The organism is Gordonia alkanivorans (assembly GCF_004011905.1).
Taxonomy (GTDB): domain Bacteria; phylum Actinomycetota; class Actinomycetes; order Mycobacteriales; family Mycobacteriaceae; genus Gordonia; species Gordonia alkanivorans.
In genome coordinates, this window is record NZ_CP027114.1 from 4,371,243 (window position 1) to 4,390,459 (window position 19,217).

The 19,217-nt window shown below is 67.5% G+C and carries 17 protein-coding genes and 1 pseudogene; 10 read left to right on the forward strand and 8 right to left on the reverse strand.

Annotated features, from left to right (window positions below):
• Nucleotides 1-22 precede the first annotated feature (22 nt).
• From C5O27_RS19855 to C5O27_RS19875, 5 genes are all read left to right on the forward strand, one after another.
• A complete protein-coding gene (locus C5O27_RS19855; RefSeq protein WP_127963888.1) occupies nucleotides 23-1,480 on the forward strand; it encodes an LLM class flavin-dependent oxidoreductase in 1,458 nt (485 codons plus the stop codon).
• 13 nt (nucleotides 1,481-1,493) lie between these two features.
• Nucleotides 1,494-2,567, forward strand: coding sequence for a methionine ABC transporter ATP-binding protein (locus C5O27_RS19860; protein WP_127963460.1), 1,074 nt, complete (start codon nucleotides 1,494-1,496; stop codon nucleotides 2,565-2,567).
• Nucleotides 2,564-3,271, forward strand: coding sequence for a methionine ABC transporter permease (locus C5O27_RS19865; protein WP_127963461.1), 708 nt, complete (start codon nucleotides 2,564-2,566; stop codon nucleotides 3,269-3,271). Before C5O27_RS19860 ends, C5O27_RS19865 begins: the two co-directional genes overlap by 4 nt.
• Before the next feature lie 72 nt (nucleotides 3,272-3,343).
• Nucleotides 3,344-4,282: a MetQ/NlpA family ABC transporter substrate-binding protein gene (locus C5O27_RS19870; RefSeq protein ID WP_127963462.1), complete on the forward strand. Its 939-nt coding sequence runs from the start codon at nucleotides 3,344-3,346 to the stop codon at nucleotides 4,280-4,282.
• A gap of 89 nt (nucleotides 4,283-4,371) precedes the next feature.
• Complete coding sequence (locus tag C5O27_RS19875) at nucleotides 4,372-5,703, forward strand: YibE/F family protein (protein ID WP_127963463.1); 1,332 nt, start codon at nucleotides 4,372-4,374, stop codon at nucleotides 5,701-5,703.
• Nucleotides 5,704-5,716: 13 nt separating this feature from the next.
• Here C5O27_RS19875 and C5O27_RS19880 read toward each other — a convergent pair.
• From C5O27_RS19880 to C5O27_RS19890, 3 genes and pseudogenes are all read right to left on the reverse strand, one after another.
• Nucleotides 5,717-6,563 (reverse strand): annotated as a pseudogene (locus tag C5O27_RS19880) (hypothetical protein).
• 149 nt (nucleotides 6,564-6,712) lie between these two features.
• Nucleotides 6,713-7,630, reverse strand: coding sequence for a serine hydrolase (locus C5O27_RS19885; protein WP_127963464.1), 918 nt, complete (start codon nucleotides 7,628-7,630; stop codon nucleotides 6,713-6,715).
• Nucleotides 7,630-9,198: a serine/threonine-protein kinase gene (locus C5O27_RS19890; RefSeq protein ID WP_208651516.1), complete on the reverse strand. Its 1,569-nt coding sequence runs from the start codon at nucleotides 9,196-9,198 to the stop codon at nucleotides 7,630-7,632. The genes C5O27_RS19885 and C5O27_RS19890 overlap by 1 nt, the downstream gene beginning before the upstream one ends.
• Nucleotides 9,199-9,299: 101 nt before the next feature.
• Here C5O27_RS19890 and C5O27_RS19895 point away from each other — a divergent pair, with 101 nt between their 5' ends.
• Complete coding sequence (locus C5O27_RS19895) at nucleotides 9,300-10,508, forward strand: TerD family protein (protein WP_127963466.1); 1,209 nt, start codon at nucleotides 9,300-9,302, stop codon at nucleotides 10,506-10,508.
• A 70-nt stretch (nucleotides 10,509-10,578) separates the two neighbouring features.
• Here the strand turns inward: C5O27_RS19895 and C5O27_RS19900 are convergent, their stop codons facing one another.
• From C5O27_RS19900 to C5O27_RS19915, 4 genes are all read right to left on the reverse strand, one after another.
• Nucleotides 10,579-11,826, reverse strand: a complete 1,248-nt coding sequence (locus tag C5O27_RS19900) for an SfnB family sulfur acquisition oxidoreductase (RefSeq protein ID WP_127963467.1) — start codon at nucleotides 11,824-11,826, stop codon at nucleotides 10,579-10,581.
• Nucleotides 11,823-12,935, reverse strand: coding sequence for a dimethylsulfone monooxygenase SfnG (gene sfnG / locus C5O27_RS19905; protein WP_127963468.1), 1,113 nt, complete (start codon nucleotides 12,933-12,935; stop codon nucleotides 11,823-11,825). Before sfnG ends, C5O27_RS19900 begins: the two co-directional genes overlap by 4 nt.
• Nucleotides 12,936-12,993: 58 nt before the next feature.
• A complete protein-coding gene (locus C5O27_RS19910; RefSeq protein ID WP_127963469.1) occupies nucleotides 12,994-14,172 on the reverse strand; it encodes an LLM class flavin-dependent oxidoreductase in 1,179 nt (392 codons plus the stop codon).
• Nucleotides 14,173-14,507: 335 nt separating this feature from the next.
• A complete protein-coding gene (locus tag C5O27_RS19915; protein WP_244216543.1) occupies nucleotides 14,508-15,167 on the reverse strand; it encodes a TetR family transcriptional regulator in 660 nt (219 codons plus the stop codon).
• 159 nt (nucleotides 15,168-15,326) lie between these two features.
• On the opposite strand from C5O27_RS19915, the gene C5O27_RS19920 reads away from it, so the two are divergent.
• The 4 genes from C5O27_RS19920 to C5O27_RS19935 all read left to right on the forward strand — a co-directional run bounded on the left by C5O27_RS19920 (nucleotide 15,327) and on the right by C5O27_RS19935 (nucleotide 18,951).
• Nucleotides 15,327-16,451, forward strand: coding sequence for a ferredoxin reductase (locus tag C5O27_RS19920; RefSeq protein WP_127963470.1), 1,125 nt, complete (start codon nucleotides 15,327-15,329; stop codon nucleotides 16,449-16,451).
• A gap of 58 nt (nucleotides 16,452-16,509) precedes the next feature.
• The gene (locus C5O27_RS19925) at nucleotides 16,510-17,724 is read left to right on the forward strand and encodes a fatty acid desaturase family protein (RefSeq protein ID WP_127963471.1); all 1,215 of its coding nucleotides are present in this window, start codon (nucleotides 16,510-16,512) and stop codon (nucleotides 17,722-17,724) included.
• 127 nt (nucleotides 17,725-17,851) lie between these two features.
• On the forward strand, nucleotides 17,852-18,349 hold the full coding sequence (locus C5O27_RS19930; protein WP_127963472.1) for a hypothetical protein: 498 nt from the start codon (nucleotides 17,852-17,854) through the stop codon (nucleotides 18,347-18,349).
• 104 nt (nucleotides 18,350-18,453) lie between these two features.
• Nucleotides 18,454-18,951, forward strand: coding sequence for a DUF4395 domain-containing protein (locus tag C5O27_RS19935; protein ID WP_127963473.1), 498 nt, complete (start codon nucleotides 18,454-18,456; stop codon nucleotides 18,949-18,951).
• 82 nt (nucleotides 18,952-19,033) lie between these two features.
• On the opposite strand, the gene C5O27_RS22785 is transcribed toward C5O27_RS19935, so the two are convergent.
• Nucleotides 19,034-19,204, reverse strand: a complete 171-nt coding sequence (locus tag C5O27_RS22785; RefSeq protein WP_164905332.1) for a hypothetical protein — start codon at nucleotides 19,202-19,204, stop codon at nucleotides 19,034-19,036.
• Nucleotides 19,205-19,217 lie beyond the last annotated feature (13 nt).

Genomic DNA, 19,217 nt, shown 5'->3' on the forward strand with positions numbered 1-19,217 from the left:
GTCTGAACAGAACCAGCCTGCCGTGACCCCCGACAACGGCACGCGCTCCACCCGCAAGATCCGCTTCAACGCGTTCGACATGAATTGCGTTGCGCACCAGTCCCCCGGCCTGTGGCGCCATCCGAGCGACCGGTCGTGGAACTACAACACCATCGACTACTGGGTCGATCTCGCCCGCCTGTTGGAGACCGGCGGCTTCGACGGCCTGTTCATCGCCGACGTCCTCGGGACTTACGACGTCCTGTCCGGCACCGACGAAGCCGCGATACGCCAGGGCGCCCAGATCCCCGTCAACGACCCGCTTCTGCTGGTCTCGGCGATGGCGCACGCGACCAAGAACCTCGGCTTCGGCGTCACCACCGCGACCGGTTTCGAGCATCCCTATCCGTTCGCGCGCCGCATGTCGACGCTCGACCACCTGACCCGTGGTCGCGTCGGGTGGAACGTCGTGACCGGCTACCTGCCGTCGGGTGCGCGCAACATGGGCGACGACGACCAGCTCGCGCACGACGACCGCTACGACCACGCCGACGAGTACCTGACCGTGCTCTACAAGCTCTGGGAGGGTTCTTGGGAGCGGGACGCGGTCCGGCGCGACCGCGAGGCGGGCATCTTCGCCGACCCGGCCAAGGTCCACCACATCGGACACGAGGGCAAGCACTTCAAGGTCCCGGGCATTCATCTGTCCGAGCCGTCGCCGCAGGGCTCGCCGGTCATCTACCAGGCCGGTGCCTCTCCTCGCGGGCGCCGCTTCGCGGCAGAGAACGCCGAGGCCATCTTCGTCGCCGCGCCGACCAAGGCCATCCTGCGCGACGTCGTGAGCAAGATCCGCGAGGAACTCGTCCTCGCCGGGCGCGACGCCTACGACGCCAAGATCTACACGCTGCTCACCATCATCACCGACTCGACGCCCGAGGCGGCGCGCGCGAAAGCCGCCGAGTACCAGTCCTATGCGAGCGAAGAGGGCGCACTGGTGTTCATGTCCGGATGGATGGGCATCGACCTCGCGAGCTACAACATCGACGAGCCGATCGGCAACGTGGAGAGCAACGCCATCCAGTCGGCGGTCGCCGCGTTCCAGCAGGCCTCGGAGAGCGGCGAGGAATGGCGTGTCCGCGACATCGCGGCCTGGGGCGGCATCGGCGGCATGGGACCCGTCCTGATCGGCTCGGGCGACGAGGTCGCCGAACAGTTGCAGGACTGGGTCGCCGAGACCGACGTCGACGGCTTCAACGTCGCCTACGCCGTCACCCCGGGTTCCTTCGAGGACATCGTCACCCACGTGATCCCCGCGCTCGAGCGCCGCGGCGTCTACGATCGTGAATACGTCCCGGGCACGTTGCGGCACAAGCTCTTCGGTCGTGGCGACCACCTGCCCGAGAACCACCGCGGTTCGACCTACCGGGTCGGCGGCGTGAACTCCACGATCGACGACTCGATCCGTGAGCGCAACCGCCTCGCCGCCGCCGGAACGAAGTGATCGGGACCGCACGATGATCGAAGTCGTTGGACTCACCAAGGTTTTCGGGGTCGGATCGCCGAACCCGACCACTGTTCTCGACGAAGTGGAGTTCACCGTCGACTCCGGCGAGATCTTCGCCGTCGTCGGACCGTCCGGCGCAGGCAAGAGCACGCTCGCGCGCTGCCTCAACCTCCTGGAACGCCCCACTTCGGGCAAGGTCGTCGTCAACGGTGAGGACCTCACCGCCCTCGGCACCTCCGGACTGCGCGACGCCCGCCGCCGGATCGGCACGGTCTTCCAGTCGGCGAGCCTCCTCTCGCGACGGACCGCCGCCCAGAACGTTGCCCTTCCGCTGGAGTATCTGGGGGCGACAAAGGCGTCCACCCGGTCACGGGTCGCCGACCTACTCGACCTGGTGGGCCTGGCCGACAAGGCCGATCTGTACCCGCATCAGCTCTCCGGCGGCCAGCGTCAACGTGTGGGCATCGCACGTGCTCTGGCGCTGAAGCCGTCGGTGCTGCTGTCGGACGAGGCCACCTCCGGACTCGACCCGGCCGCCACCGACACCTTCCTCCGGCTGCTGACCGAGGTTCGGGACGAGTTGGGCCTCGCGGTCGTCTTCATCACGCATGAGATGGACACCATCGTGCGGGTCGCCGACACCGTCGGCCGACTCGACCACGGCCGGATCGTCGAACACGGACGCCTCGAAGAGCTCGTGCTGGACCCGGATTCCGTTCTCGGACGTGCGCTTCGGCCCCGTGGCCCCAGTGCGTCCGCGTCCGGCGACCAGACCGCGGTCAACGTCGTCTACAACTCGACGACCGTGCCGGCCGACTGGCTCACCCGTATCGGCGGAAGCCTGGGCATCCCGATCTCGGTCCTCGGAGCCAACGTCCAGACCATCGACGGCACCGCCTTCGGCGATCTCACCGTCTCCGTCCCGACCGGCCATGCGTCCGCATTCGTCGGTGCGGCGAGCGAGCTCGGACTCGCCGCGCGCGTCGGGGAGGCACCCGCACCGGACACCGATCCCGTCGGCGGTATCGAGAACCAGGCCGACAACGACGCGCTCGAGAAGAAGAAGGCGGGGGTGGCAGCATGAGCACGATCAACCTGGCCGCCATCACCGTGCCGCTCGACGAGATTCCCGATCTGCTGTGGCCGGCGTTCATCGACACAGTCCTCATGGTCAGCATCGTGATGGTCGTCGTCCTCGTCGTCGGCGTCCCGCTCGGTGCGCTGGTCCACAATCTGGCTCCCGGTCGACTTTTCGAGAACCGGGCGCTGCACACGCCGCTGTCGTGGATCATCAGCATCGGCCGATCGTTGCCGTTCCTTGTCCTGATGACGGCGATCATCCCGTTCACCCGCCTCGTCACCGGCACCAACATCGGCATCGCCGCGGCGGTGGTCCCGATGTCGATCGCCGGTATCGCCTTCTTCACCCGCATCGTGGAGAACTCGCTGCGGTCGGTGCCTGCGTCGACCATCGACGTCGCCCGGGCCTCGGGCGGCTCGAACGCCCAGATCATCTGGAAGGCACAGGTTCCCGAAGCACTGCCGAGCATCGTGGGCGGCCTGACCATCAACACCATAGCGATGATCGAGTACTCGACCATCGCCGGCACGATCGGCGCCGGCGGCCTCGGCTACGTGGCGGTCACCTACGGCTACCAGCGCTTCGACCAGGGCGTCATGGTCGCCACGATCATCGTGCTGGTGATCACCGTGGCGCTCATCCAGCTGGCCGGCGACGCACTCGCACGCAGCCTCAACCCGGCGACCTCCAAGCGCGTCAACCACTGACCCCAGGTCTTTCCGGGTCACCGCACGTACACCCCTCGCATCACCCTCACCACACACTTGAAAGGTCCAACCATGTCTCAAGACACCGGTTCCGCCACCGGCGTGTCGGGCACATCGTCCGAAACACCGCCTCCCGCAGGCAATTCCGACATCGAGATCTCCCAGCGGCGGCGCTGGCCGCTGATCGCCGGCGCCCTGGTCGTCGTCGCCGTACTGGCCGGTGTGCTCGGGTGGCGCTTCCTCGGATCGGATGAGGCCTCCCCCAACGAGACCCCCGGCGCGACGCTGACCGTGGTCACCGCCGAGGGCAACGCCGCCGAGCAGGCCCTCGTCGAGTTCATCGCCGAGAAGGTCGCACCGAAATACGACATCAAGGTCGCGTTCAGGGGCCTCGCCGACTCGACGACCCTGAACCGCGCGGTCAGCGACGGAGAGGTTGCCGGCACCATCTACCAGCACAAGCTGTGGTTGTCGCAGGTCCTCGAGGCCAATCCCGACTTCAAGGAAGTCGCCGCCACCCCGGTCTTTCGTTGGGGCTTCGGTATCTGGTCGGACAAGTACAAGACCCCCCAGGACCTCCCGCAGAACGCAAAGGTCTCGCTCTACTCCGATCCCGCGAACGAGGCCCAGGGGCTCTGGCTGCTGGAGCGCGCCGGCCTGATCACCCTCAAGCCCGGCATCGACAAGTGGAAGGCGACCCAGAAGGACATCGCCACCAACCCGCGCAAACTGCAGTTCGTGCTGCTCGACTTCGCCGCACAGTCCCGGTCGCTGACCGACCTCGACGCCACCGTCGGTTACACCGAGTACTACCTGGCCGCGAACATCCCGATCGAGAAGCAGATCTACGCTCCCCCGGCCCCCGACGAGTTCGCCGGACAGCTGACCATCGGCACCGAGTGGGAGAACACCGACAACATCAAGAACCTCGTCGCCGCGTTCAAAGATCCCGCCGTGCAGGAATTCCTGGCCACCGATCCGCAGGTGAAGAACATCCTCCTGCCGCTGTAGGTCACGATCTGTGACGGGTTTCCCCGCACCGCCGCCGGGCGCCCGGGTCGCATACCGCGATCCGGGCGCTTGCGCATAGGCTCACCGGCGTGGAGCGCAAACATCACGGTCACCCGCACTCGCTGACCGACATCTCCCACATGCTGTCCCCGTTCGCCCGGTGGCTGGTCATCGGGACACTGGCGGTCACCGCGGTGGCCGTGACCATCGGCATGATCGTCCTGTGGCCGTCGGATTCCGAACATCCGGTGCCCACCCAGTTCCGGTCGGCCGACGGCGGGTCGATCCAGACGGTCAACGGCGAGGTCGTCGACCAGTTCCGCGCCAACTGCCTGAACCCGGCGGCGGGCTCGGTCCTCGAGACCGCCGACATCCCCGTCAACCCGGTCGCCGGCGGTCCCTGCATCCTCAATGCGGTGCGCTTCGACTCCGGCGAGGTCGAGGGCCGGTACACCGTGCTGGAGATCCCGACGAAGCGCGCGCAGTCCGGCGCCGAACCGGGTCCCGAGGGCGCGCCCGTACCGGGTTCTCTCGACGAACCCCAGGCCGGTCAGCCCACGCTGCACGTCGGCGACGCGATCCGACTGTCCACGGTCCCCGGCCCGGAGGGCAACCGGTACACGTTCTTCGACTTCCAGCGCGGCACCGCCACGATCATCTGGGCGATCCTGTTCATCGCGGCGATCGTCCTGGTCGCCGCGTGGCGTGGGTTCCGGTCGATCATCGGTCTCGCCTTCGCCTTCATCGTCCTCGGCGGGTTCACCCTGCCCGCCATCCTCGACGGTTCCTCCCCGGTCGCGGTCGCCGTGGTGTCGTCGGCGGCGATCCTGTTCGTCGTGCTCTACCTCGCTCACGGCGTCAGCCTCCGCACGAGTTCGGCCCTGCTGGGCACGCTGACCTCGCTGCTGATGGCAGGCCTGCTGAGCTGGCTCGCCATCGAGACGATGAACCTGACCGGACTGTCCGGCGACCAGACCACCAACCTGCAGGTCTATTCGGGCAACATCTCGGTCAGCGGCCTCCTGCTGGCCGGGTTCATCATCGGAACCCTCGGTGTCCTCAACGACGTCACCATCACGCAGGCGTCGGCGGCCTTCGAGTTGGCCGCCGCCGGTGAACCCACCCGACTCGCGACGTTCAAGGCCGCGATGCGCGTCGGCCGCGACCACATCGCGAGCACCGTCTACACGCTGGTCTTCGCCTACGCCGGCAGCGCCCTGCCACTGATGCTGCTCTTCTCGGTGGCCCAGCAGCCGCTCGGCGGTCTGCTCACCACCGACGTGGTGGCCGTCGAGCTGGCCCGATCCTTCGTCGGCGGCATCGCCATCGCCCTCTCGGTGCCGCTGACAACCGCGATCGCCGCAGCCCTGTGCCGGCCGGCGGGCACACCGGCAGCCGCACCCGCGCACGCGTCGAGCTGAACGCTCCGACCGCTCAGCACCGTCCCTTGGGCAGCTCGGCCAGGTTCTTGCCGAGCCAGTTGCCCAATCGGGTGAGCATCTTGGTGCCGTCGGTGAACGATCCGCTCCGCGGGATCGCCGCCATCGACACCGCGACCTGACCGTCGACCGTGCTGATGATGCCGAGCTGACGCACCAGGTGGCCGCCGGATTTCGACGTTGCCGGTCCCCAGCCGCCCTTGACTGCGGTCACCGCTCCCTTGTTCCGGCCGACCTTGGCGATGCCCCACTGCTGATTCGGGGCGACGTCACTCATGAGGCGGATGATGTTCTCGCTATCGGGAAGACACGGCAGGTGCGCACCGAACAGCGCTTGATCACGCAGCGCCCACGAGGTGTAACCCGGGAACGACGCCGGGGTGTCGACCTCCGACGAGACGTGCGTCCGGGTGTCGTGCCCTTCGCGGAGCACCGCGGTCACGGCGTCGACGGAGGCGTGACCACCGCCGAGCGCACCCCACAGCTCACCCGCGGCGTCGTTGTCGGAGAAGGTGATCGCCTTGCTCTCCATCACTGCGACGGCCGGCCCCCCGCTTGCGTTGGGCCGCCAGCGAGACCGGCACCTTCATCGTCGACCACGCCCGCCCCGCCTTGAGCGATCCCAGCGAGATGACCTGGTCGCCGCCGATCGGCGCGATCGCGACGCCGAGCTGCCCGGGGAGCGACTTCTTCATCGACTTCTGGAGTGCGGCGTAGCTCTTGGCCAGCTTCTTCTCGACCGGCTCCGGCGGGGTGAACCAGGATGCAAACGGTTCGGGCAGCGGCGGGAGCGCTGGGAGCGGGACCGCGTTCACGCTCCCGGTTCCGACGACGACGGACATCATCAAGGCTCCGATGACCAACGCGCACCGAGTCACAACGTTCACAATATTCTCCTGAGTCACTTTAGAAACAGAAGACTACTGCGACCGTTGGACGGGTGACCAGCTCGTATACCCAATCGGGACCTTGTCGCGACCGGGAACCTCCGTCAGGCGCTGCAGCGGCCGCGCGGCAACCGGGTCATGTTGGCGTCGAGCCAGCCGGCCACCGCATCCAGTGCCGCGATCCCCGCGGTCATCGATCCGCCGACCGCGCTCATCGCCACCGCGGTCCGCTGACCGTCGCGGTAGGTGAACAGGCCGATCTGTCGCACGAGGTAACCCTCCGACATCCCCGGGCCCCAGCCGCCCTTCACGGCGGTGGCCCGAGGCGCCTGCATGACCTCGACACCCCATTGCTGGTTTCCGGCGACCTCCCCCATGAGGGTGACCACCGACCGCGCACCACCGAGGCATGGGAGGTGTGCGGTGAAGGTCGCGGCGTCGGGCAGTGCCCATATCGTCTGCCCGAAGATCGTGTATCCCGGCCGGCCTGGCGTCGCGGGGACGACCGTGGTGGTGTCACCACCGTCCCGCAGAACAGCGGTGACCGCGTCGGCTGCCGCCTGGCCGCCGCCCAGCGAGGACCACAGCGCCTCGGCGGAGCCGTTGTCGGAGTTGATGATCGCTGCAGAGGCGGCGGGGATCGGCCCGTTCTGACGTTCGGCGGCGACCGCGAGCGGCACCTTGATCGTCGACCACGCAACCCGAGGGGTGGTGTCCCCCAGGGTCAGCGCGGGGACCGCATCGCCACCTACCGGCGCGACCGCGATGCCGACGGTCAGCCCGGTCGACGATGCGACTTTCCGGAAGCTCGCGGCGAGCGCGCCGTACGACGCAGAACCCGACGGCGCCCCGGGGGCCCCGACGGAGGTCGACGGTGTCTGCGGCACCGACGGCGTGGAGGTCACGGTCACGGTGACAGGGCTGATCGGAGCCGGATCAGCGGGGGTCGTGCACCCGGCGGCGACGGCCACGACACAACCGAGGGCGATCGCCACGGACTTCATCCGCTGTGGAGTCGTCATCAGTAGATGTGCACCACCGCGTCGTTCCCGCCGCGGCACGTGACGATCGCACCCTCGGGAACGCAGCTCATCGCATACGACTGACCGGTGACCGGACTCGCCGCGGTCACCACCCGCGGGGACCGGTCCTGTCCCGCGCGGAAGTACGCGTCGCGGACCGCGAAGGCGAACGGGCAGCTGGTCACCGACGTCCCCACTCCGACCGTCCCGTCGCACGGCGCGGACCCCGGCGGCGGCGCCGCCGGAGCGCGGGGCCCCTGGGGTGCGTTCTCGACGGTCGGCGGGGCGACCGTCTCGGTGACGGTCGGGGTGGTCGGCTCGGCGGCCTGCTCCGAACTGCCGCCACCCGAGTCGGCGAGCAGGATGCCGACGACGACAGCGATGCCCACCAGGACGATCGCGATCAGCCCGAGGAGGATCGGTATGGCGGCCGAACGCCGGCGCCCCGGTTGCGGATAAGGCGGATAACCGGGCGGTGGCCCGTAGGCGGACGGATACTGCTGGGGTCCCGAATACTGCTGGGGCCCTGAATAATACGGCGGAGCCGCGATCTGCTGCGACTCGCCGAAGGTCTGCGGACCGGACATCTGCCGGGTTCCGGGGGCGTTCTCGGGACCGGTCGTCTGGCGCACCTGGGTCGGTTCGTGGGCCGAGTCGGCGGGAGCGATGACGGTGTGGGGCGCCTTGATGATGCTGGTCGCCGGGTCAGCGGGCGCCTTCTCGAGCGAGACACCGGTCAGTGCTGCACGGGCGGCCGCGGCCAGTTCCCGCGCCGACCGGTAGCGCTCGGACGGGTCGGGGGCGAGGCCCGTGCGGATGACCGCGTCCATCGCCGGAGGGACTTCGGCGTTGACCGAACTGGGCGCGGGCGGAGGCGACAGCACCGCCGCCTTGATCGCGGCACTCACGGTCTTCGCCGGATGAGGCACCTGGCCGGTGAGGCATTCGAACAGCACACAGGTGAGCCCGTAGATGTCGGTCCCGGGTCCCGGTGATGCCGCGTCGAACAACTCGGGCGCCATGTACGCGATCGAGCCGACAGCGGTACCGGTCTGGGTGAGATGGGTGTCGTCGGCGCCATAGGCGATTCCGAAGTCGACGAGATAGGCGAAGTCGTTGGCGTCGACGAGGATGTTCTCCGGCTTGATGTCCCGGTGTGTCAGTCCGTCGGCGTGCGCGGCGTCGAGTGCAGCCGCCACCTGCTCGACGACCGAGACCGCACGCGCCGGTTCCAGTCTCGTCTCGCGGGCGAGCAATGCCCGGAGGTCTTCGCCGTTGACCAGGCGCATGTCGATGAAGAGCACGCCGTCGATCTCGCCCCAGTCATGAATGGGGATGACGTGCGGTTCGCCGAGACGCGCGGCGGCATGCGACTCCCGGCGGAACCGCTCCTGGTACATGGCGTCGTCGGCGAGACCCGGGTTGAGCAGCTTCACCGCGACGGTGCGTTCCTTGGTGGTGTCGTAGGCGCGATAGACCTCACCCATGCCGCCCCGGCCGAGCAACGCGTCGAGACGATATGGCCCGAACTGCGTGCCGACCCGGCTTCCTGTCATGACGAGCAGCATAAGCTGCCCGACTGACACTTCTCTGTCGCCTGGTCGATCGCATCTGTCGCCCGGATGATCACGTTCGGAGGCCGTCTGAGCCGGTGACTACCCTGAGCACCATGCCCTCGCTGACCAAAGGCCAGAACGGCCCGCTGTCGACCTCCCAGATCGTCGTCACCGTCGACCTCTCGACCGCCGCGGACGTGTCGGCTCTGCTGGTGACCGACCGCGGCGTCGTCCGCAGTGACAACGACTTCGTGTTCTACAACCAGCCCACCGGCCCCGGTGTGTCGCTGCAGCAGTCACCCAACGGCCCTGCGCGCTTGCACATCTCGACCAACCAGATCCCGGCGGACATCGACTCCGTCCGGGCCGTCATCACACTCGACGACCCGAGCTCGACCTTCGGCCGGTTCGCGCCGCCGGTCGCGCGCGTCACCGATGCCGGGGGCCGCGAACTCTACGACTACACCGTCACCGGCCTCACCTCCGAGTCGGTCGTCATCGCCCTCGAGATCTACCGCCGCAATCTGGACTGGAAGGTGCGCGCCGTCGGGCAGGGTTATGCCGGCGGCTTCGCCGACCTCGTCCGCGATCACGGTGTCAGCGTCGACGACGAGCCCACTCCCGCGCCTGTCCAGGCCGCGCCGACATACGCACCGCCGGTCACTCCCCCGCCGGCCCCGCCCGCTCCGACTCCCCCGCCGGCACCCACACCGCCGCCGGCCCCGCCACGCGCACCGGAGATCAGCCTGAGCAAGGATCGTCCGGTCAGCCTGACGAAGGGTCAGAAGGTCACGCTCCGCAAGGAGGGCGGCGTCAAGCTCACCAACATCCGAATGGGCCTCGGCTGGGACCCGGTGACCCGCCGGTTCGGCCGGTCGAGCGCCATCGACCTCGACGCGTCGGTGCTGATGTTCTCCGGAGGCCGGTGCGTCGACACGGTCTACTACGGGCACCTCACGAGCGACGACCGGTCGATCATGCACTCCGGCGACAACCTCACGGGTGCGGGCGAAGGCGACGATGAGGTCATCAACGTTGCGCTGCAATCGGTTTCGGCCTCCGTCGACGCACTGATGTTCATTGTGACGTCGTACCGCGGGCAGACCTTCGAGGAGATCGACAACGCCTTCTGCCGGCTCGTCGACAACACGACCTCGGCCGAGCTGGCGCGCTACACCCTCAAGGGCGGCATGCCGTTCACTGCCGTCGCGATGGCCGTGATCAGCCGCGAGGGCGGCGAATGGAAGCTGCGCGCCATCGGTGACGGCTTCAACGCCAAGACCCCCAAGAAGGCGCTACCCCACGTAGGCAGGTACCTGTAGGACGCACATCGCGTTGCGTTCGACCCCGAAAGACGGGAGCGTACGCAACGCGATTGCCTTACAGGCGGATTCAGATCACACCGTGCAGCGGCGGGTCCTCTCCGCGGAGAAGCCAGCGACCGATGTGCTGGTACTTCCACCGGACGGGGTCGTGCAGCGTGTGCGTCCGCGCGTCTCGCCAGAACCGATCGAGCCTGTTTCCTGCTGCGGCGCTGCGGGTTCCGCTCACCTCGAACAGTGCCGACGCCACCGGCGTCGCGACCCGGTCGGCCACGGCCTTCGCCCGGGCCACCGCGATCGACGCCTCGGCGACGAGTTCCCGACGCGGCGCACCGGCCGAACCGGCCACCGCCTCGTCGACCTTGCGACCGGCCGCGGCGAGCATCGCCTCGGCAGTCGCGACGTCGACCTCGAGTTCACCGAAACGCTGGACCACCAGCGGGTCGTCGACGGCACGGTCGACGCCCGCCTCGAACCACGGACGGGCCTTGGTGCGCACGAACTCGACTGCCTCGGTCAGTGCACCGCGAGCGATACCGACGTCGATCGCGGCGTGCAGCAGCTGTGCGTACGCACCGTAGGCGGTGGGTGCCGACGTCGCCGACGCGCGGGCCACGAGGTCGGCCGCGGTCACCTCGACACCGGAGAACCGGACGGTTCCCGAGCCGGTGGTCCGCTGCCCCACGGCATCCCAGTCGTCGACGATCTCGACGCCCGCCGAGTCCGCCGGGATGAACGCCACGTACTCGCCGGGTGCGAGGTCGCCGGCAGGCGCTTCGAGCTTCGCCAGGACGGCGAGAGTGTGCGCGAACAGCGAACCCGTGCAGTAGAACTTCTCACCGTCCAGGACGAACCGGCCGGCGTCGCCGTCGACCGGGGTCAACCGGGTCGAGATGTCGGCGATGGTCTTGCCGCCGCGCTCCGACTGGGCGTTGGCCACCCGGCCGCCGGCCAGGACGTCGGTGAAGATGCGTTCGGCCAACGCTTCTCCCGCGGAGAGTCGTACCAGATTGAGGTAGACGAAGTGGCTGTGCGGGATCTGCGCGATGCTCGGGTCGGCGGCGGCGAGGATCGAGACGACCTCGGCGAGCACGCTCGGCGCGACGTCGAGTCCACCGAACCGTGCGGGCACGGTCAGAGCGAGAAGACCCGACTCCGAGAGGCGATCGATCTCCGCGTGCGGCAACCGGCGATCGCGGTCCCGCTCGGCGGCACCGGTCGCGAACGCCGCCGCCAGCTCCCGTGCCACGGACAGGGCTTCGGTGGTCGACCCGATCCGGCTCGCCGAATCGGGTCGGACCTGACTGACAGCGGTCACAGCACTGCTGCGGGTGTCTGCGATGCCTCGAGTTCGCGCACGAGCGGGAGCACCTTCTCGCCGAAGTACTCGATCTCCTCCTGGAAGTGCAGGAAGCCACCGAGGATGAGGTCGACGCCGAGGCGCTTGTAGGCCACGATGCGCTCGGCGATCTGCTCCGGCGTGCCGATCAGCTGCGTCTTGAAGCCGTCGTTGTACTGGACGAGATCCTCGAACGTCGAGTCCGCCCACATGCCCTTCTTGTCACCGGTCGAATTGCCGGCCTGCTGCACGGCATCTCGGAATCCTTCCACCGCAGGACGATTCGCCTTCTCGACGATCTCGCGCAGGGTGTCGCGGGCTTCCTTCTCGGTGTCACGGGCGATGATGAAGCCGTTTAGGCCGAACTTCACCGAACGGTTGTGCGCCTGGGCGACGGCACGCAGGTCGTCGATCTGCTCGGTCACGCCGTCGAAGTCCTTGCCGTTGGAGAAGTACCAGTCGGCGAAGCGGCCGCCGTTGTTGCGCGCCGCGGTCGAGTTGCCGCCCTGGAAGAGCTCCGGGTTCGGACGCTCGGGGGTGTTGAGCGGCTTCGGCTTCAGGGTGAAGTCGTGGATGCGGTAGAAGTCGCCACGGTAGTCGACGTTGTCCTCGGTCCAGATCTTGCGAATGACCTCGAGGAACTCGCCGCTGCGGCGGTAGCGCTCGTCGTGCTCGAGCCAGGGCTCACCGAGGTGGGTGAACTCGTCCTTGAACCAGCCGCTGACCACGTTGATGGCGAAACGACCCTTGGACAGGTGGTCGGCGGTGGCGCCAAGCTTGGCGAGGACCGCCGGGTGCCACAGGCCGGGGTGCACCGCGGCGATGACCTTCAGCCGCTGCGTCGCGAGGAGCAGTGCCAGGCTGAAACTCGTCGACTCGTGCTGGTATTCGGCGCCGTAGCTGGCTTCGTAACGGACCTGCGAGAGCGCGTACTCGAAGCCGTTGTTCTCGGCGGTCTGGGCGAGCTTGATGTTGTAGTCGTAGCCCCAGTCGGTGCGCTGCTCGATGGTGCTGGTGACCAGGCCGCCGCTGACGTTGGGCACCCAGTAGGCGAACTTGATCTCGTCCGCTATGGAGTCGGTGGACATGGTGTTACCTCCGGAGGTGGGTTCTCAGGTGGAGATTGGATCGGTCAGGACGGTGCGATCACGACGAGGCGGCTTGGAGTCGCGGCAGGAACGCGGTGCGGACCTCTTCGCTCGGACGCGCATCTGCCGCGTCGAGCAGGCCGCGGCGGGCGAGCGCCGGTCGGACTCCCTCACCGAAGTGGTAGGCCTCCTCGAGGTGCGGGTAGCCGGACAGGATGAAGTGGTCGAGACCGAGGGCTGCGTACTCACCGATGAGCTCCGCGACCTCGTCGTAGGAGCCGACGAGTGCGGTGCCGGCACCGCCGCGCACCAGACCGACGCCGGACCAGACGCCCGGGTGGATCTCCAGCGAGCGCGGGTCGGGCGAAACCTCGAAAGCGGCTCCGCGGCCGTGCAATTCGGACATGCGGCGTTGGCCCTCGGACTCCGACTGGGCGAGGTTCCGCTGCGCGGCGGCGACCTGTTCGGGATCGAGGTTGTTGAGGAGACGTTCGGCCTCGGCCCAGGCCTGCTCAGAGGTTTCGCGGGCGATCACGTGGAACCGGATGCCGTGGTCGAGGGTCCGGCCCTGGGCTGCGGCGAGTCCGTTGATCCAGGCGATCTTCTGGGCGACGGCCTCGGGACGCTCCCCCCAGGTGAGGTAGGTGTCGGCGTACTTGGCGGCCACGTCACCCGCGGCAGGCGACGACCCACCGAAGAAGACCGGCGGGGTCGGGGTGGGGCGGCGGCCGAGGAGGGCGTTCTCCACGCGCAGGTGCTTGCCGACGAAGTCGACGGGCTCGTCCTGGGTCCACAGGCGGCGGATGATCTCCAGGTATTCGCCGCAGCGCTCGTAGCGGGCGTTCTTGGCCAGGAAGTCGCCGAAGGCACGCTGTTCGCTCGACTCTCCGCCGGTGACGACGTTGATCAGCAAGCGGCCCTCGGAATGCCACTGGAAGGTCGCCGACATCTGCGCCGCGAGGAGCGGCGAGATGAGGCCGGGGCGGAAGGCGATCAGGAACTTGAGCGTCTCGGTCGAGTCGATGAGCGCCGCGGTGGTCAGCCATGCGTCCTCACACCAGAGTCCGGCCGGGGTCAGGACGGCTTCGAAGCCGTTGACCTCGGCCGCACCCGCGAGCTGCTTGAGGTAACGAAGGTCGGCCGGCCGGTCCCCGTTCATCTGGCTGCCGTGCCCGCCCGCGATCAGATTGCGGGAGTCACCGTAGGTGGGCAGGAACCAGTGGAAATGCAGAGACACCGCGAGGGCACCTTTCGTCGTAGAGCGTCGGGGGTGGAGCGGCAGGCGTGACCGGCAGCTGGGACCGAAGACCCGCGCTGCGACACACATGTCGAGTCCAAGTGTCGGGCACCGGTGAGACGCGAGGCCACAATTGAAATCGCCGTGACGCCAAGTGGACAACGCCCCACACGGTTCGGTAGAGGCCGCGTTTCCGCAGGTCAGCGACACGTGAGAGACAAGGGTAGGGCGGCCGACAACACCCGTCGCCAACGAAGTCGACAACCAGGTCCCGAATACGGGGAACACCGCCCCGCTCTTCGGAGGGGTCCGGTCAGGACCAGCTCAGCGGGGCCTCACTCCGACGGTCGCCACTGCCCCATTCCGAGGAACACCATCACCAATTGGCGTTCGGTGCGCTCGACGATCTGCTTCTCGGCGCCGCGTCCGCGGTACTCGCCGTCGAGCAGATCGGCCACGGCGGTCAGCATGATCGTGACGATGAGCTCGGCGGCGATCTCGAGGTCTTCCGGCTGCCACGGGGCGAGGTCGGGGATCCGGGCGAGGTCGATCGTCAGCTCCTTGGCGAAGAGCCGGAGTTCGGTGTCGATGGCGCGGCGGATCTCCGCGATACCGCCGTGCTGCTCGCGGATCAGGAAGCGGAACTGCGATTCGTTCTCGCGGACGTGACGCAAGAGGATGTCGAGAGAGTTCTTCGCGGTCGGCATCGCCTGACGCGCGGCGAGATCACGCCGACCTTCACGCAGAGCTCGACGCAGGACTCGCATCGAGTCCTCGACCACGGTGACCCCGAGATCCTCCATCGAGGCGAAGTGCCGGTAGAAGGCCGTGGGCACGATGCCTGCACCGCGGGCCACCTCGCGCAGGCTGATGCTGCCGAAACTGCGTTCGCCGACGAGGGATCTCGTGCTGTCGAGGAGCGCTTGCCGCGTCTGGTTCTTCTTGTCCGCACGCGTCTGCGCATCGCGCTGGTCCGAACTCCGCGTGCGTGTCACAGAGCCGAGTGTATTCGCCCCGACCTCCGACCCCGGCCCCGACCTCCCGACGATCGTGATGGCCGTCACACGACTCTTCGCTTGACTAGTACAGGCGTCAACATGTCACACTCGTTTGTGTACACCTGTACACCCAAATCATGTGAACGGAGCCCATCCATGAGCATCCGCACCTCCCATAACCCGACTCCGCGTAACGCCGCCGGCAGCCCCGGCCGCTGGAACCGCCTGGTCGGCTCGATCGTCGAGGCGGCATTGTCCCCGCATCCGGTCGACCGTTATCTCGAACTGCTCGATCCGATGCTCACCTGGCGCGACCTGCGCGGCGAGATCGTCCGGGTCGAGCATCCGACACCCCGCACAGTGCGCCTCACCATCCGTCCGACCCGTCAGTGGCGCGGCCATCAGGCTGGACAGTTCGTGCAGCTCAGCGTCGTGATCGACGGCGTCCGGCACACCCGGTGCTTCTCGCCGGCCAATGCCGCCGCCGGCCCGGACGGCGACATCGAACTCACCATCACCGCCAACGACGACGGCCTCGTCTCCAAGCACCTGGCCGCCGAGGCCCGGACCGGCGATGTGGTCGGACTGTCCCAGGCCGACGGCGAGTTCGCGCTGCCGGAGACCGACCCGACCTCGGCCGTCTTCATCAGCGGCGGCAGCGGCGTTACACCTGTGCTCTCAATGTTGAGGACACTCGTGGCCCGAGACTACGCCGGACCGATCACCTTCGTGCACTACGCGCGCACGGCGTCGGAGGTCGCGTACCGCACCGAGCTCGCCGCCCTGGCGGCCGGGCATCCCAACCTCGATCTCCGGATGCACCACACCCACGAGGAAGACAACGGCCACTTCACCGCCGCGCACCTCGACGACATCCCCGGCCTGGCCGACGCCGATGTGTTCGTCTGCGGACCCCGGGGCCTGATGAATGCCGTCGCCGAGGCGCACGCCGAACTCGGCATCACGCAGCCGTTGCACAGCGAGGCGTTCACCCTGGCCGCACCGACGGTCGTCGACCCCGATTCGGTCGAGGGCGAACTGACGTTCTCACGGTCGGGTGCAACGGCAACCAACGACGGTCGTCCGATCCTCGACCAGGCCGAAGCCGCCGGGCTCACCCCGGAATCCGGTTGCCGCATGGGGATCTGCTTCTCCTGCACCGCCGTGAAGAAGTCGGGCTGCACCCGAAACGTGCTCACCGGTGAGACCGACACTGAGTCCGACACCCAGATCCAGCTGTGCATCAACGCCCCGGTCGGTTCCGTCGACATCGAAATCTGACGGTCGGCCACCTCGCCGACCTCCACCCATTCCACTCCTACCCAGCAGGAGGCACACCATGACCATCGACATCGCCCAGGACACCCGTCCCGCACCCACCGAGAACCTGCCCGCCGTCGTCGAGGCCGAGAACATCACCGCCGAGAACAGCGACCCCAACACCGTCGTCCTGTCCTATGAACAGGTCGAGGCGCTGGGACGTGACCTGGACGAGCTGCGCTCCCGGATCGTCGACGATCTCGGTCAGAAGGACCGCGACTACCTGTACTCGGTCATCCGCGCCCAGCGCGGGTTCGAGATCGGCGGCCGCGCACTCATGTACCTCGGGTTCTTTCCGCCGGCCTGGATCGCCGCCGTGGGCGCACTCTCCGTGTCGAAGATCCTCGACAACATGGAGATCGGCCACAACGTGATGCACGGCCAGTACGACTGGATGCGCGAGGACACCTACAACTCACGGGAATTCGAGTGGGACACCGTGTGCCCGGCCGACCAGTGGAAACACAGCCACAACTACCTGCACCACACGTTCACCAACATCCTCGGCGAGGACCGCGACATCGGTTACGGCATCCTGCGGATGGCGCGTGACCAGAAGTGGAATCCCTACTACCTGGGCAATCTCGGCTATGCAACCGCCCTCATGCTTCTGTTCGAGTGGGGTGTCATGCTCCACGACCTGGAGGCGGAGAACGTGATCCAGGGCAAGCGCAAGTGGAGTGACATCAAGGGCCTGGTGAAGGGCATGTGGCGCAAAGCCGGTCGACAGGTCCTCAAGGACTACGTCGTCTTCCCCGCGCTGACCGGCCCGCTGTTCGTCCCGACCCTCATCGGCAACGCCACCGCCAACCTGGTGCGCAACGTGTGGACGTACTCGATCATCTTCTGCGGCCACTTCCCCACCGGTGCACAGACCTTCACCCCGGAGGAGTGCCAGAACGAGACGCGCGGCCAGTGGTACCTGCGCCAGATGCTCGGCTCGGCCAACATCACCGGCAGCCCGCTGTTCCACATCATGAGCGGCAACCTGTCCCACCAGATCGAGCACCATCTGTTCCCGGACATCCCGGCGAGCCGCTACCCTACGATGTCCGCCGAGGTGCAAGAGATCTGCGAGCGCTACGGCCTGCCGTACAACACCGGCTCGCTCAGCCACCAGCTGGCGTCGACCTGGAAGAAGATCGCGAAGTTGTCGCTGCCGAACTGGATGACCCGCGACGATGACGACCTCACCGTCATCGTCGAGCGCGAGAAGCCTGCGTCGGCCGCCTGACCTGCGCATTTGAGAACCGTTTGACCGACTGGTCCCGGGGGTAACCTCGGGACCAGTCGCGTTTCACAGGCGCGCACGGACAGGCACACGCCGGGGGCAACACCCTTAAGAACCCAGGGGGTCACAGATGGTCGACAGCATCGAACGGAACAAGGACCTGATGCAGGAGCTGATCGAGTCCACGGCAACCCACGTGGGTCGCATCGCCACCATCATCACCGGCGCCGTCGCCGGGGTGACCCGCGAGATCGGCGAGATCGTCACCGACGGGTTCGAGATGCGGGAGGCCGCACGCAAGGCCAAGGCCGACCTCGCCCAGGACCGTGAGTGGGGGATCATCGACGCCGAGTTCGCCTACGCAGAGACGATCAACGACGCCGACCTGTCCGAACCGTTTTCCGAGTCCGAGCAGGCACGAAAAGTCACAGGAGTGGACATGGACGAGATCCCCGATCGCATCGACGTCGGTGAGCAGGCCGGGATCGACCAGGAGGGAGAGGTCTCCCGGGAGGCCGAACTCCCCAACGACGGCGGCGTGACCGACCAAGACGAGCCCGACGTCGACGACCCGCGGGAGATCGCCGCGGAGGAGCCCCGGATCGCACCTGACACCGATCACTTGTGAGACGACGCTCACCCTCTAAGGATCTGGGTGGATAGAACCTTTGCCAAACGACCGACGCACCCGTAGCTTGGTCCTGGTTTTCCTAGTTCATGGAGGTTCTGTCGATGTCGGTGCGTGAGGTTCTCACCTTTCCCAACCCCGTGAACGACTACGCGGCCCGCACGACCGCCGGCCTGGTCGTCGTGCTGGCCGTCATCGCGGTCGCGGTCGACAACCCGATCCTCTACGGCATCCTCGCTCTCGGCTTCGCGCTACGCGTGGCGTCTGGCCCGACGCTCTCCCCTTTCGGACAGCTCTCGGTGAAGTTCATCGTCCCGAAGATCGTTCGCAAGGAGAAGCTGGTCCCGGGTCCGCCGAAGCGCTTCGCCCAGACCATCGGTCTGGTGGTCAGCGGTACGGCGTTCGTGCTCAGCCTCCTCGGTTTCGGCCTGGCCGCGCAGATCACCACCGGCGTCCTGATCTTCGCGGCGACGCTCGAGTCGGTCTTCGGATTCTGCCTCGGCTGCACCGTCTTCGGTTTCCTGCAGCGCGCGGGCATCATCCCCGAGTCCGTGTGCGAGGCCTGCAACAACATCTCGCTGCGCAACCCCGCAGCCGTCTAGCTCCGCAAACCCACCCTTTATCCGTAAAGCCACCACCCGCGCGGGTGGTGGCTTTACGGATAATGGGTGGGTTTGCAGCGAGTCAGTCCTTCACCGCGCGATCGGGCACGGTCATCGCCATCATCATGATCTCGGTCTCGCTGTAGTCCCGGCCGGGATGTTCGGCCGCGAGGTGGGCCTGGACTTTGGGGACGAAGTCGTCTTCGAGGGCGGTGATGGACTCGCCACAGGGGCAACGCAGGTTGTATGCCATGCGTCACATCCTA

Excerpts from the sequence above, each read along its gene's own strand:
- C5O27_RS19870 (WP_127963462.1), top strand. The coding sequence starts at position 3,344 with ATGTCTCAAGACACCGGTTCCGCCACCGGCGTGTCGGGCACATCGTCC.
- C5O27_RS19930 (WP_127963472.1), top strand. The coding sequence starts at position 17,852 with ATGGTCGACAGCATCGAACGGAACAAGGACCTGATGCAGGAGCTGATC.
- C5O27_RS19895 (WP_127963466.1), top strand. The coding sequence starts at position 9,300 with ATGCCCTCGCTGACCAAAGGCCAGAACGGCCCGCTGTCGACCTCCCAG.
- C5O27_RS19865 (WP_127963461.1), top strand. The coding sequence starts at position 2,564 with ATGAGCACGATCAACCTGGCCGCCATCACCGTGCCGCTCGACGAGATT.
- C5O27_RS19925 (WP_127963471.1), top strand. The coding sequence starts at position 16,510 with ATGACCATCGACATCGCCCAGGACACCCGTCCCGCACCCACCGAGAAC.
- sfnG (WP_127963468.1), bottom strand. The coding sequence starts at position 12,935 with ATGTCCACCGACTCCATAGCGGACGAGATCAAGTTCGCCTACTGGGTG.
- C5O27_RS19920 (WP_127963470.1), top strand. The coding sequence starts at position 15,327 with ATGAGCATCCGCACCTCCCATAACCCGACTCCGCGTAACGCCGCCGGC.
- C5O27_RS19860 (WP_127963460.1), top strand. The coding sequence starts at position 1,494 with ATGATCGAAGTCGTTGGACTCACCAAGGTTTTCGGGGTCGGATCGCCG.
- C5O27_RS22785 (WP_164905332.1), bottom strand. The coding sequence starts at position 19,204 with ATGGCATACAACCTGCGTTGCCCCTGTGGCGAGTCCATCACCGCCCTC.
- C5O27_RS19890 (WP_208651516.1), bottom strand. The coding sequence starts at position 9,198 with ATGCTGCTCGTCATGACAGGAAGCCGGGTCGGCACGCAGTTCGGGCCA.
- C5O27_RS19885 (WP_127963464.1), bottom strand. The coding sequence starts at position 7,630 with ATGACGACTCCACAGCGGATGAAGTCCGTGGCGATCGCCCTCGGTTGT.
- C5O27_RS19935 (WP_127963473.1), top strand. The coding sequence starts at position 18,454 with ATGTCGGTGCGTGAGGTTCTCACCTTTCCCAACCCCGTGAACGACTAC.